The following is a 13,081-nucleotide window of genomic DNA, read 5'->3' as shown; positions in this document are numbered from 1 at the left end:
GCTTCCCCTTCTACGCCGCTGGACAGCTGATGCAGCGGAATGAGGGGCTGATCGACAAACGGCTCCAGTGAGGACCAAGAAAATGAACGCACATCTTCAGCCGACCGGTTCGGCCTACTTCCTGACCAAGGAAACCCAGGAAATCGAGCGCCACACGCTTTCGGTTTTGGTGGACAATGAGCCGGGCATCCTCGCTCGTGTGGTTGGCCTGTTCTCGGCCCGTGGCTACAATATCGAAAGCCTGACCGTCAGCGAAACCGAACATGGCCGCCGACTTAGTCGCATCACCGTTGTCGTCATCGCCACGCCCAAGACCCTGACCCAGATCAAGCTGCAGCTGGAGCGGCTGGTGCCGGTGCACAAGGTGCACGATCTGACCGCGGAAGGCGCCTCGCTGGAGCGCGAACTGGCACTGATCAAAGTGGCTGGATCGGGCGATCGCCGCGCCGAGACCTTGCGGCTGGCCGATGCCTTCCGCGCCCAGATCGTCGATGCATCGGTGGAAAGCTTCGTGTTTGAAGTTACCGGCAAGCCAGCCAAGATCGACAGCTTCATCGCGCTGATGCAGCCCCTAGGGCTGGTCGAGGTGGTGCGCACCGGGTTGGCTGCCATCTCGCGCGGGCCGCAGAGTATGTAGCCCAGCACCGGAAACGAACCCAGCGCGAGGCGGCGAAATCTGCCTGCGCTGTTGCCCTGCGCAGAGGAGCGTCCATGGCAGCGCCGGAGCGGCGTCATCACAAATGCGGGTTGGGTGCAGCGCTTTTGATAGTGTAGTGATGGAGCATTATCAGACCCGGTGTGCTCATGACCCTGCTTTCCGTCAATCTCAATGCCGTCGCGCAATTGCGTAACCGTCGTGATCTGCCGTGGCCAAGTGTGGTCGGGCTGGCCCGTGTGGCGCTGGACGCCGGCGCCAGTGGCATCACCATCCATCCGCGTCCCGATGAACGCCATATCCGGCGCACTGATGTGTTCGAACTGTCCGAACTGCTGCGCGATGAGTATCCGGCCGCAGAGTTCAATATCGAAGGTTACCCAAGCACGGAATTCATTGCCCTGATCAACCAGGTCAATCCCCAACAGGTCACGTTGGTGCCCGATAGTCCTGAGCAGGCGACCTCGGACCATGGCTGGGATTTTCGCGGCAAGGGCAATTATCTGACCTCTCTGGTGCAGTTGCTCAAGGCACCGGGACGGCGCATTTCGCTGTTCTGCGACCCCGAGGCCGGTGCCGATGGCGTGGCAGCAGCCAAGGCAACGGGCGCGGACCGGATCGAACTTTATACTGGTCCCTATGGCGCCTGTTACGCGGATCCCGACAAGGCCGAATACGAATTGGCCGCGCTTGCCGAGACGGCCCGGGCGGCCCGGCGTGTGGGGCTGGGGGTTAATGCCGGGCATGATCTGACGCTGGCCAATTTGCCCGCCTTTCAGGCAGCGGTGCCCGGGGTCGATGAAGTTTCGATCGGGCATGGCCTGACCGCCGATGCCCTGCTGATGGGGTTTGCTGCGGCGGTGAGGGCCTATTGCGCCCTGTTGGGCGATCAGGCTCGCCGTTCGTGATTGATGATTGCGCCAGTTAGGCGCAGGCCATTGTAGCGCCTGTACGAACAGTGCGTCAGCCCGGCGTTGCCAGTGCCTCGCTATGTTGTGGCACTGTCGCTGAAACTCCTGAAAATTCGGGTTTTTCCATACTTACATGGGTGTGCCCTGCGCAGCTCGCTGTCGCTGGGCGACACCTGCGTGCCTCCTTGTGAAGGATCGCGCTAGGCACATATATCGCCTCAGTTACGATTTGTTACCAAGGAGGGCGCCATGTCCGATCTCAAGATTGCCGTTATCATTTCCTCTACCCGCGACAGCCGCTTTGGTGAAAAGCCAGCGCAGTGGATCCTCGACAAGGCCAATGCCTTTGATGGCATTTCGGCCGAACTGGTCGACCTCAAGGATTTCGACCTGCCATTCTTCAATGAAGCCGCATCGAACCTGTGGATGCCCTCGAGCGATCCCAAGGCAGTGGCCTGGCAGAACAAGATTGGCGAATTCGACGGCTACATCTTCGTGGTTGCCGAGTACAACCGCTCCATCACCGGCGCCCTGAAGAACGCGCTCGATCAGGCCTACCTTGAGTGGAACAAGAAGCCATTCGGCATGGTGGCCTATGGCAGCGTTGGCGGCACCCGTGCTGCCGAACACCTGCGCGGCATCGGCGTCGAGCTGCAGATGGTCTCGACCCGCTCGGCCGTGCACATCGGCGGCGCCGACTTCTTCGCCGTGCATCCGCTCGGCCAGCAGAACAAGCCGATGTCCGACCTCGAGGGCTCGATCGGTGCCAGCGCCACGGACATGCTCTCGCAGCTGGTGTGGTGGGGCACGGCAACCAAGGCTGCGCGCGCCGACGATGCTGCGGCTGCCAAAGCTGCTGAATAAACACCACAGGACCATCAAGCCTGCTTGAACAGCAAGGGTCGCTCCAGCCGGGGCGACCCTTGCTGGTTTACGCCTTGCGGGTTGAACCATTATGGCGGCAGGGTGTTGTGTGTGAGCAAGGTGGGGTGTATAGCGCCTCCGCCTATGACCATGAGAGCACTGGGTTCATGACGCAGACGAATTCGACCGACGACACCGTCGGCATCGATGCGAGCGACCACAACAGCCACCCACATTCCGATAAAGACCTTCCCTTGCTCGCCATGGGAGCGATCGGGGTTGTGTATGGCGATATCGGAACCAGCCCGATCTATGCGTTCCGCCAAGCGATGAGCGTTCGACCCGGTGCGGCCGAGAGCAGCATCGAAATTCTGGGTTTGCTGTCGCTGATCGTCTGGGCGCTAACCCTGACGGTCGCCGTCAAATACGTGTTCTTCGTCACGCGCGCCGATAATAATGGCGAAGGCGGAACGTTGTCGCTGATGGCGCTGGCGCGTAAGACTTTCACTAATCCGCCGGTCTGGATTACCATTCTGGGTGTGCTCGGCGCAGCCATGTTCTTTGGCGACGCCATCATTACCCCGGCCATTTCGGTGCTGTCGGCGGTTGAAGGTGTGCAATTGGTGCAGCCGGGTATGGCGCGCTGGGTGGTGCCTATTACCCTAGTCATCATTGTCGGGGTGTTCTTCGTGCAGCGGTTTGGCACGGCCAAGGTCTCGATCATATTCGGCCCAATCACCGCAGTCTGGTTTCTCGTCCTCGGCTTCTCGGGTGTGGTGCACATCATCGAGTACCCCGCGGTGCTGTGGGCGATCAATCCGCTGCTGGGACTGGAATTCATCTACACCCACTACGCCATTGCCTTTGTGGTGTTTGGCGCCATTTTTCTGGCTGTCACCGGCGCCGAGGCGCTGTATGTCGATCTCGGGCATTTTGGCCGCAAGCCGATCGTCCTTGCCTGGTTCGGCCTGGTGTTCCCATGCCTGCTGCTGAACTATTTCGGGCAGGGTGCATTCGTCCTGCAAGTGGGCGTGCACAATGTAGAAAGCCCGATATTTGAAATGCAACCGGAGTGGGCTCTACTGCCCTTCGTTGGTCTGGCGACCATGGCCACCATAATTGCCAGCCAGGCGGTGATTTCGGGCACCTTCAGTCTGGCGCAGCAGGCCATTGCACTGAACATGCTGCCGCGCATGCAGGTGCTCCACACCTCAGAGACGCAGAGCGGCCAAGTCTACATGCCCCAAATCAACACCATGCTGATGATTGGGGTGCTGATTCTGGTGGTGGCGTTTGGCAGTTCCGAGGCACTCTCGAATGCCTATGGCATTGCGGTGTCGGGCGTGATGATGGTGACCTTGGCGCTGCTGGTGGTGGTGATGTGGCGCAACTGGAAGTGGCACCCGGCTGCGGTGATTGCCTTTGGCGTGATATTTACCATTGTTGATGGGTCGTTTTTCATAGCCAATGCATCCAAACTGTTTCAGGGGGGCTGGGTGCCGGCGGTTGTTGCGGCCATGGTTGGGCTGGTGATGTGGACCTGGATGGCAGGCAGGCGCCGGCTCGCCGACAAGACCCGGCGCGACGAGGTGCCGCTGGAGTTTCTGGTCGAGAACCTTGCCAAAAAGAAGCCGACACTGGTGCCCGGTACGGCAGTGTTCCTGACCAGCGATATCGAAGGCGCGCCAACGGCGCTGCTGCATAGCCTCAAGCACTACAAGGTGCTGCATGAGCAGAACGTCATTCTGACGGTGCGCACCTCGGCATCGCCGCGCGTGGCGGACGACGAAAAGGTGACCATCGACGCCTATAATGAGCTGTTCAGCCGGATGGTGGTGACGTTTGGGTATATGGAAACGCCCAACATTCCCAAGGCACTGGCGCTGGGCCGCAAGCTGGGTTGGAAGTTCGACATCATGTCGACCTCGTTCTTCCTGTCACGCCGCTCCCTGAAGCCCGGCCCCAAACCGGGAAATCCGCTACGCTACTGGCAGGATCGAATGTTTACCCGGCTGGCCCGCAATGCCAGCGACGCCACCGAGTATTTCCATATTCCCACCGGTCGGGTGGTGGAAATCGGCACGCAGGTGGTGCTGTAGCCGCGTTGGCTACTTCTCCATGTCGGGGCAGACGTCGGGAACACTGGCCGTGGTGAAATAGTGTTGTTGCACTTCGCTGCCCAGCTTCAGATGCAGCACCAGTTCTGTCTCGGTCAGGCTGGCAATATCGGCATTGATGGTCATGCCGTCCTCGTCCCAACTGATGGCACTGTCTGACACCTGCTGCCATTTGGAGAGGCGGTAGGTTTCCCAGCAACTGTCGCTCACCAGTGTACCGTCAGCGAGAAAGATCTGCATCGGGCCGGGCCGGTCTCCATCGGCATCCGAACGCACCCAGACCTTGTTGAGCAGGGGATTGCCGCGGTCTGGCTGCTCGTCCGCGGACTCTGTCGCATCCTGGGCGGCAACGGGCAGGGCGACGCAGGTACCGACGCCCCAGACGCTCAGCAGGGCGATGATTGCGGCCTTGGTATCCATAGAGCGTTCTCCCTGTATGCCTGCTCAACTGGTGATTGACTGAGCCGCCGACAAGATGGGCAGGCAAAGCGGCGAGATTGCGTTGTCGATCAGACGCTTTCAGGGTTTTCGTGCAACAGTTGGCGCCCCAGCAGATGATTGATGGGACGCCTGCGCCGCGCTCAACTGGTGGCAAATGACCGCAAACCGAGCGAACGGTCGCGGCTGCTGACACGGTTGGCCTGCTTGGGCCAGAGTGTGTAGTCGCTGGCGCCCAGTTCATGATTGGCGTGCAGCGCCCAGTTGGGGTCGTCCAGTGCGCCCCGGGCCAGGGCAATGAAATCGGCCTGGCCGCTGGTCAGGATGGTTTCGGCACCCTGGATGTCGCCGAGCAAGCCAACGGCGATAGTGGGAATGTCGGCACCATCGCGCACTGCCTGGGCAAAGGGCACCTGGTAGTTGGCAGCAGCCTTGACCGCCGCGCCGTCAAAGCCGCCACTGGAACAATCGATGGCATCGACGCCCAGCGCCTTGAGTTCGCGGGCAAGCGCGACGCTGTCCTCGACCTGCCAGCCATCAGGATGCCAGTCGCTAACCGAGAGCCGAACCAGCAAGGGCTTCTCGGCAGGCCAGACGGCGCGGACGGCGGCAGTGATTTCCAGCACCAGGCGCATGCGGTTTTCACGGCTGCCGCCATATTGATCGGTGCGCTGGTTGGCCAGCGGGGAAAGGAACTGGTTGAGCAGATAACCATGCGCCGCGTGGATTTCCACTGTATCGAAACCGGCCTGGTCGGCACGTCGCGCAGCCGCGACGAAAGCGTCGATGAGGTTGCTGATGCCAGCGGCGTCCAGCGCCGTCGGCGTCTGATAATCGGGATCTTCGGCCGCGTGGGCGATGGCGCTGGGCGCCACCGGGGTCCAATGCTGATAGCCCACAGCGGCCTTTTCGGCTTCAGACATCCGGGCGGTGTCATTCCAGGAGACCGGTGTGGAAGCCTTGCGACCGGCATGGGCCAGCTGGATGCCGGCAGCAGCGCCCTGACTGTGCAGGAAGTCGACAATGCGGGTCAGCGGAGCGATCTGCTCGTCATTCCACAGGCCCAGATCGCCGTAGGAAATACGTCCCTCGGCGGTAACGCCCGTGGCTTCAAAAATCACCAGGCCAAAGCCACCCAAGGCAAAGCGACCCAGATGCACCAGATGCCAGTCATTTGCCAGGCCGTCCCTGGCTGAGTATTGGCACATCGGCGCCACGACGGTGCGGTTGCGCAGAGTAAGGCCGCGCAGTGTGGCGGGGGAGAAAAGTGCTGACATGAAAGGGCTCTATTGCTTGGGGCCGGGAGGATGGCTCGCCCAAGATGGACACTAACGCGTTCATCGGCAAGTGCCGATGAACAGAAAGCTGAGTGAATATTGGGGGAACCAGCATCGTTGGCACTACGCCGACGCGGGATAACTATGTGATGCCCGACGAGCAGTGAATTCCCCCAGATCAATCCAATATTTCCCTTGCGTCGAACCGTACCGTACGGTACGCCTACGAACGAAATTGGCCGAAACCGTTCGGCATGATTGCGAGGACTTGCACTGTGGCCGTGACCATCAAGGTCAACGAAGAGACGTTCACCCCCCGCCAGCAGGCTGTGCTGACGGCGGCGCTGGATCTTCTCGTGGAAAACGGCGATGGGCTGACCATGACCGCTGTGGCGCGCCGCGCCTCGTGCAGCAAGGAGACGCTGTACAAGTGGTTTGGCGACCGTGACGGTCTGCTGACCGCAACAGTGCAGTGGCAGGCCGCCAAGGTGCGCATGCCACAGGTCGATCGCACCGGGCTGAATGCCAAGACGCTGCGCGCCAGCATTGAGCAGTTTGCCCGTGATCTGTTGACGGTGATCACCGGGGAAGTCTCCATTACCCTGAATCGCACTGCCGTAACCCATGCGGCGCAGGAGAAGGACCGGCTGGGCAATATCGTGCTGGAGAACGGCCCCCTGGCCATTCGCCGCCGGCTCAAGCCGATCCTTGAGGCCGGGCGCGACGCGCGGCTGCTGCGGTTTACCAGCAGCGAAGATGCTTATCGCACGTTTTTTGGTCTCGTCGTTCGCGACGTGCAGATCCGCCTGCTGCTCGGTGACAAAGCGCTGACCCAGGCCAATGTCGAAGCCAATATCGAGGCGGATGTAAAATCCGCCACCGACCAGTTTTTCGTCCTGTACGGGACGAAAGCCCATAACGCATAACACCGCTTTTCAAGGGAGCACCCCCATGCGCGTTTATTACGATCGTGATGCCGATCTCAATATCATCAAATCCCGCAAGGTCGCCATTGTCGGCTATGGCAGCCAGGGCCATGCCCATGTGCTGAACCTGCGCGACTCGGGCATCACCGATGTGGTCGTGGCCCTGCGTCCAGGCTCCCCGTCGGCCAAGAAGGCCGAGGGCGAAGGCCTCAAGGTGATGAGCGTTGCCGATGCCTCCAAGTGGGCCGATGTCATCATGATGCTGGTGCCTGACGAGCTGCAGGCCGACATCTACAAGGAGCACATCGAGCCGAACATCCGTGATGGCGCCGCGCTGGCGTTCGCGCATGGCCTGAACGTGCACTTCAACCTGATCGAGCCCAAGGCAAGCGTCGACGTCATCATGATCGCGCCCAAGGGCCCTGGCCACACTGTGCGTGGCGAATATCAGAAAGGCGGCGGCGTGCCCTGCCTGATCGCCGTGCATCAGGACGCTTCGGGCAATGCCCATGACATCGCGCTGGCCTATGCGTCGGGCGTTGGCGGCGGCCGTTCGGGCATCATCGAAACCAATTTCCGCGAAGAATGCGAAACCGATCTGTTCGGCGAACAGGCGGTGCTGTGCGGGGGCGTGGTCGAACTGATCCGCGCTGGCTTCGAAACGCTGGTGGAAGCCGGCTATGCGCCCGAAATGGCGTATTTCGAGTGCCTGCACGAAGTGAAGCTGATTGTTGACCTGATCTACCAGGGCGGCATCGCCAACATGAACTACTCGATTTCCAACACGGCTGAGTGGGGCGAATATGTCTCGGGTCCACGTATCATCACCTCGGAAACCAAGGCCGAGATGAAGCGCGTGCTGACCGACATCCAGACCGGCAAGTTCACCTCTGAGTGGATGCAGGAAATCAAGTCGGGCGGCGCCCGCTTCAAGGCAACCCGTCGCCTAGCCGACGAGCACCAGATCGAGGAAGTCGGCGCCAAGCTGCGCGACATGATGCCCTGGATCAAGGCCGGCGCGCTGGTCGACAAGGCCAAGAACTAGAACTGAGGACGGGGGCTGCGGCCCCCGTTTCTTATTATGCAGATTGTTCCTGTTACCGATATCGTGATCCGCATGGTGCCGGGCGCCTGGCCGTTGCCGCCTGAGCTGCGCGCGGCTGTGGCCGACCACTGGGCGGCAGCGGTGGCAGTCAATCCGCACCTGTGGGATGGCCGCATATTGGGGCTGTCTGCGGTGGGCGGTGAACCGCTGGTCGCTGGCGACGGCGTGTTGCGGGCGGAGGCGCGCGAAGACGCCTATTCGGCACTGCTGGCCTGGCGCAGTCGCGGGTTTCCCGAGATTGGCGTGCGGCATGCGTTTGGCTGGGCGTTGATCGTTAGTCAGGACGGGGCACTGATCTATGGCGTGATGGGTAACCACACGGCCAATGCCGGGCGCGTCTACCCGCCCGGTGGCTCGCTGGAGCCGCGCGACGTGATGCCCGATGGGCGGGTTGATTACTTACGCTGCGTCGCGCTTGAACTGGTGGAGGAAACCGGTCTGTCGGTCGCCGAGGCGCGGGTCGGGATGACGGTGGCGATACTCGACCACTCAGTGATTTCGGTCGGCCAGGTGCTGCACTTTGCTGAACCGGCGCATAAGCTGGTGAACCGCATTCGCGCCAATCTGGCTCTCCAGCAACACCGGGAACTGGCTGACGTGGTCATCGTGCGCTCGCGGGCAGACGCTGAAGCCGCCGGTTGCGTGCCCTATGCAGTCGCCTTGGCAGAAGCGTTCTTTGCCGGACGAATATTTGCCGAATAGACCTGCTGCGAGAGCGGCATCTTTCCTTATCCAAGTAACGAGGCTAGTCTAGCGTAGCGTCTTCTTGTCGGACTTATCAACCGGTAGGTGATTCATGGCGGCGACCACGCGCAGATTTTGTCTCTACCTGATCAAGCCCTCGCACTACGACGACGACGGCTATGTGATCCAGTGGTGGAAGTCCCCCATCCCTTCCAATTCGCTGGCGGCCGTCTATGGGCTGGCGCAGGACTGTATCGACCGGCAGGCGCTGGGGCCCGATACCGAGATCGACGTCCACGCCATGGACGAGACCAATACCGAGGTGCATATCGACCGGATCGCCCGAGATATCGAGGCGGCCAATATCGGCATGGTGATGCTGGTCGGGGTACAATCCAACCAGTTCCCGCGCGCCCTCGACATTGCGCGGCCACTGCGGGCGCGCGGCATCCAGGTCGGTATCGGCGGCTTTCACGTTTCCGGCGTCATCTCCATGCTCAATGGCGAGGATGCGCGGTTCAGGGAAGCACAGGCGATGGGGATATCGCTGTTTGCCGGAGAGGCCGAGGGGCGGCTGCAGGACGTGCTGCGCGACGCCAACAACGGGGCGCTCAAGCCGCTCTACAATTTCATGAACGACCTGCCGGGCATCGAAGATACGCCGGTACCATTCATGCCCGCCGGCCATGTCGGCAAGACTGCATACAATCTCACCAGCTTTGATGCGGGCAGGGGCTGTCCCTACCAATGCTCGTTCTGCACCATCATCAATGTGCAGGGGCGCAAGTCGCGGCGGCGGTCGCCCGATGATATCGAGAAAATCGTGCGGGCCAACCTGGCACAGGGCGTCTATCGCTTCTTCATCACTGACGACAATTTTGCCCGCAACAAGGACTGGGAGCCGATCATGGATCGGCTGATCCACATGCGGGAGGTGGAGAAGCTCCACTTCAACTTCATCATCCAGGTCGATACGCTCTGCCACAAGATCGAGCACTTCGTTGAGAAATGCGCGCGGGCGGGGGTCAAACGGGTCTTCATCGGCCTCGAGAACGTCAACCCGGCCAACCTGATGGGCGCCAAGAAGAAGCAGAACAAGATCACCGAATACCGCACCATGCTGCTGGCCTGGAAGGCGCATCATGTTATCACCTATGCGGGCTATATCCTGGGTTTTTCCGGCGACACACCCGAGCGGATCATGCACGACATCGACGTGATCAAGCGCGAATTGCCGGTCGATATCCTGGAATTTTTCTTCCTCACGCCGCTGCCGGGCTCGGAGGATCATCAGAAGCTGCATCGTGCCGGGGTGGACATGGACCCCGACCTCAACAAATACGATCTCAATCACATGACGACGGCCCATCCCATAATGAGCCGGGCGCAGTGGGAGGGCATCTATGCCCATGCCTGGGAGCGCTACTACACACGCGAACACGTCGAGACGATCATGCGGCGGGCAATTGCCAGTGGCATTGCCGCATCCAACATCCTGTTCCTGGTCACCTGGTTCGTCGGCTCGGTGCAGATCGAGGGCGTGCATCCGCTCGAGGGCGGCGGCGTGCGGCTCAAGTTCCGCCACGCGCGACGACCCGAACTGGGGCTGGAGCATCCGCTGCTGTTCTATCCACGCTATTGGAGCGAGACGGCGCTCAAGCTGATGGCCTGGGCTCGGCTTTATCTGCGGTTCGGCATGATCTACCGCCGGGTGGAGAAAGACCCCAACAAGCTCGCCTATACGGATGTCGCCATGACGCCGGTCAGTGCGCATGAGGAGGATCTGGAGATGTTCCAGTCGGCCGACGCCCAGGAATGGCTCAACAAGGAGAAGCGCCTGGAGCGTATCCGCCATGGGGTCAGCGAGCCGGCCAACCCGACCTGAGTGTCGCTAAAGTTCTGCTGTTGCTGCCCGCATCGCAAGCCTGTCGACGGACGAAGTCGTGGCAGGTCGCACTTTTGCGCTGTTCGAACTTCGTCTAGACGTGATGCCGGGTCCGAGTCGCGGAGGGTGCGGTGAATCTGCCAGAATTTCCAGTCGAAGGCGGCTGCCAGTGTGGCGCGGTGCGATACCGGCTCAAGGCCAGCCCGCTATCGGTCTACAATTGCCACTGCAAGGACTGCCAGCGCTATTCGGGCGCGGCGTGGTCGATGTCCATGATCGTGCGAGACGAGGATTTCGAGCTGCTGTCCGGGCAACTGGCGCAGTATCGTCGCACGGCTGACAGCGGCAATGTCATTGTCATGAACTTCTGCGCCCATTGCCATGGCTGGATCTGGAACGAGCCGCCGGCACCCGGCATCAAGGTGGCGCGGGCCGGAACGCTCGACGACATGGACTGGGCAGCGCCGGTGGGCAATATCTGGACCGACAGCAAGGCGGCCTGGGTAGACATCGACCCGGCGCAAACCAATTTTGCCAAGGGCGCCACGGATCGCCAGCCACTCTACGATGCCTGGACCCGCCATACCCACAAGGACACCTGACATGGCCGCCGCCGAAGATATTGCCCTCGTCAAGCAGCAGGAGCAGGACCTAGTGCTTGCCGAATTCGACGAGGCCGTCGCTTTCAAACTGGGAAGCGCCATCCGCGACCGGGCACTGGCCGAAGGGCTGTCGCTGGTGGTGGATGTCCGCAGCTGGGACCGGCAGATGTTCTTTGCCGCCACGCCCGGCACGAGCGCCGACAATGCCGAATGGGTACGTCGCAAGATCAATACGGTGCGCCGCTTTCAGCGGGCCAGCTACCGCATGGTGCTGGAGCGGGGCGAGGCGCCATTCTCGCCGCAGTCCGGTGCCGACCCGGCTGACTATGTCATTGCCGGGGGCGGGTTTCCGATCCGGGTCAAGGGTGCGGGCATTGTCGGGTGCCTGACCATTTCGGGCCTGCCTGGGCGGAGTGACCACGGCGTGGCGGTTGCCGCGCTGTGCGACCATCTTGGGTTCGACCGCGCCGTCTATGCCCTGCCGGCGGAGTAGGGGACGCGATGAAGCTCAATTATCTGCTGCTGGACGTCTTCACGCGAGAGCGGCTCAAGGGCAACCAGCTTGCCGTGGTGACCAATGCGGATCGCCTGCTCGATGGTGAGATGCAGGCGATTGCCTGCGAGTTCAATCTCAGCGAGACGGTGTTTGTGCTCAAGCCGCGTGGCGAGCGCAGCACGGCAGCCATCCGCATCTTCACGCCCTATGAGGAACTGCCCTTTGCCGGCCATCCGACCATTGGCGCGGCGGTGGTGCTGGGGTTGACCAAGGATGTGACCGCCGTCCGCATTGATGAGAAGATCGGCCTAGTGACGGCGCTGGTTGAAAAGCTCGACAAACGTACGGGCGAGGCGCGTTTTGCGCTACCGCGCCTGCCGTCACGGGTGGCGCCACTTATCGACACGGCGGGGCTGGCGCAGGCACTGGGCATTGATGCCGCCGACATTGGTTTTGGCGACTACCGGCCGGCGGTGTTCACTGCCGGGGTGTCGTTCCACCTGGTGCCGGTACGCGATGCCAGCGTGCTCAAGCGCATCACCCTCAATCCAGTGGTTTGGCATCAGGTGTTCAGCCATGAGCATCACTCGGCCTATGTCTTCACGCAGACGCCCGAGGAACACGATATTGACCTCGCCGCCCGGATGTTTGGCATGGGTCTGGGGGAGGACCCTGGGACAGGATCAGCGGCAGCGGCGCTGATCGGCCTGTTGGCGGAACACGCGGAAGCGAGTGGGCAGACCGATCTGGTGCTGCGACAGGGGCATGAAATGGGCCGGCCCTGCCGTATCCTCATCCAGTTCCGCAAGGAGCAGGGGAAGCTGGTGCATGGCGGTATTGGCGGGCAGGCGATCGTGGTGGGCGAGGGCAAACTGGATCTGGGCGATTGAGCGGGTTTAGCAAAAAGCACACCTTAGGGGGCGGTTGGGCTTGCGCCTTCGACAGGTTTCGCGCATGTTGAGAAGACATCAGGAATTGATCCATGCCGCGCACTCGCGCTCAAGCCATTGCAATCAGCCAGCGCGATGCCCTGCGGGCCCGCCTGATTATTGCTGCCAGCTTGCTGCTGCCGCTCGCCGCCCTCCTGCTCCTTCTTATCAGCCCCTGATTACCGGCTGCTC

General features: G+C 61.4%; 14 protein-coding genes. 12 read left to right on the top strand and 2 right to left on the bottom strand.

The window, feature by feature from the left end:
- The first annotated feature begins 82 nt into the window (after positions 1 to 82).
- The 4 genes from ilvN (at position 83) to ABFY71_RS06455 (ending at position 4,529) form a co-directional block, all read left to right on the top strand.
- Positions 83 to 637 (top strand): acetolactate synthase small subunit, encoded by a 555-nt coding sequence (gene ilvN / locus ABFY71_RS06470; protein ID WP_305581411.1) that lies wholly within the window; start codon positions 83 to 85, stop codon positions 635 to 637.
- Between the two features lie 167 nt (positions 638 to 804).
- The gene (locus ABFY71_RS06465) at positions 805 to 1,563 is read left to right on the top strand and encodes a pyridoxine 5'-phosphate synthase (RefSeq protein WP_347945200.1); all 759 of its coding nucleotides are present in this window, start codon (positions 805 to 807) and stop codon (positions 1,561 to 1,563) included.
- A gap of 252 nt (positions 1,564 to 1,815) precedes the next feature.
- The gene (locus ABFY71_RS06460; RefSeq protein WP_305581406.1) at positions 1,816 to 2,430 is read left to right on the top strand and encodes an NADPH-dependent FMN reductase; all 615 of its coding nucleotides are present in this window, start codon (positions 1,816 to 1,818) and stop codon (positions 2,428 to 2,430) included.
- A gap of 167 nt (positions 2,431 to 2,597) precedes the next feature.
- The gene (locus ABFY71_RS06455; RefSeq protein ID WP_431021511.1) at positions 2,598 to 4,529 is read left to right on the top strand and encodes a potassium transporter Kup; all 1,932 of its coding nucleotides are present in this window, start codon (positions 2,598 to 2,600) and stop codon (positions 4,527 to 4,529) included.
- Positions 4,530 to 4,538: 9 nt separating this feature from the next.
- On the opposite strand, the gene ABFY71_RS06450 is transcribed toward ABFY71_RS06455, so the two are convergent.
- Both ABFY71_RS06450 and ABFY71_RS06445 read right to left on the bottom strand, forming a co-directional pair.
- Positions 4,539 to 4,967: a hypothetical protein gene (locus tag ABFY71_RS06450; RefSeq protein WP_347945198.1), complete on the bottom strand. Its 429-nt coding sequence runs from the start codon at positions 4,965 to 4,967 to the stop codon at positions 4,539 to 4,541.
- A 161-nt stretch (positions 4,968 to 5,128) separates the two neighbouring features.
- Positions 5,129 to 6,262 (bottom strand): NADH:flavin oxidoreductase/NADH oxidase, encoded by a 1,134-nt coding sequence (locus tag ABFY71_RS06445; protein ID WP_347945197.1) that lies wholly within the window; start codon positions 6,260 to 6,262, stop codon positions 5,129 to 5,131.
- A 254-nt stretch (positions 6,263 to 6,516) separates the two neighbouring features.
- On the opposite strand from ABFY71_RS06445, the gene ABFY71_RS06440 reads away from it, so the two are divergent.
- The 8 genes from ABFY71_RS06440 (at position 6,517) to ABFY71_RS06405 (ending at position 13,068) form a co-directional block, all read left to right on the top strand.
- Positions 6,517 to 7,188 (top strand): TetR/AcrR family transcriptional regulator, encoded by a 672-nt coding sequence (locus ABFY71_RS06440; RefSeq protein WP_371136231.1) that lies wholly within the window; start codon positions 6,517 to 6,519, stop codon positions 7,186 to 7,188.
- 25 nt (positions 7,189 to 7,213) lie between these two features.
- Positions 7,214 to 8,233 (top strand): ketol-acid reductoisomerase, encoded by a 1,020-nt coding sequence (ilvC, locus tag ABFY71_RS06435; RefSeq protein ID WP_305581398.1) that lies wholly within the window; start codon positions 7,214 to 7,216, stop codon positions 8,231 to 8,233.
- Between the two features lie 36 nt (positions 8,234 to 8,269).
- Entirely contained in the window at positions 8,270 to 8,995 is a 726-nt protein-coding gene (locus ABFY71_RS06430) for a hypothetical protein (protein WP_347945196.1), read from the top strand.
- 94 nt (positions 8,996 to 9,089) lie between these two features.
- Positions 9,090 to 10,862, top strand: a complete 1,773-nt coding sequence (locus ABFY71_RS06425) for a B12-binding domain-containing radical SAM protein (protein ID WP_347945195.1) — start codon at positions 9,090 to 9,092, stop codon at positions 10,860 to 10,862.
- A gap of 131 nt (positions 10,863 to 10,993) precedes the next feature.
- The gene (locus tag ABFY71_RS06420; RefSeq protein ID WP_347945194.1) at positions 10,994 to 11,464 is read left to right on the top strand and encodes a GFA family protein; all 471 of its coding nucleotides are present in this window, start codon (positions 10,994 to 10,996) and stop codon (positions 11,462 to 11,464) included.
- Between the two features lies 1 nt (position 11,465).
- Entirely contained in the window at positions 11,466 to 11,957 is a 492-nt protein-coding gene (locus tag ABFY71_RS06415) for a heme-degrading domain-containing protein (RefSeq protein ID WP_347945193.1), read from the top strand.
- Between the two features lie 8 nt (positions 11,958 to 11,965).
- On the top strand, positions 11,966 to 12,850 hold the full coding sequence (locus tag ABFY71_RS06410; protein WP_347945192.1) for a PhzF family phenazine biosynthesis protein: 885 nt from the start codon (positions 11,966 to 11,968) through the stop codon (positions 12,848 to 12,850).
- A gap of 92 nt (positions 12,851 to 12,942) precedes the next feature.
- Positions 12,943 to 13,068 (top strand): hypothetical protein, encoded by a 126-nt coding sequence (locus tag ABFY71_RS06405; protein ID WP_347945191.1) that lies wholly within the window; start codon positions 12,943 to 12,945, stop codon positions 13,066 to 13,068.
- Positions 13,069 to 13,081: the final 13 nt, after the last annotated feature.

This window comes from Devosia alba (assembly GCF_039938915.1).
Lineage (GTDB): Bacteria > Pseudomonadota > Alphaproteobacteria > Rhizobiales > Devosiaceae > Devosia > Devosia alba.
This window is presented reverse-complemented; position numbering and strand designations above follow the sequence as displayed.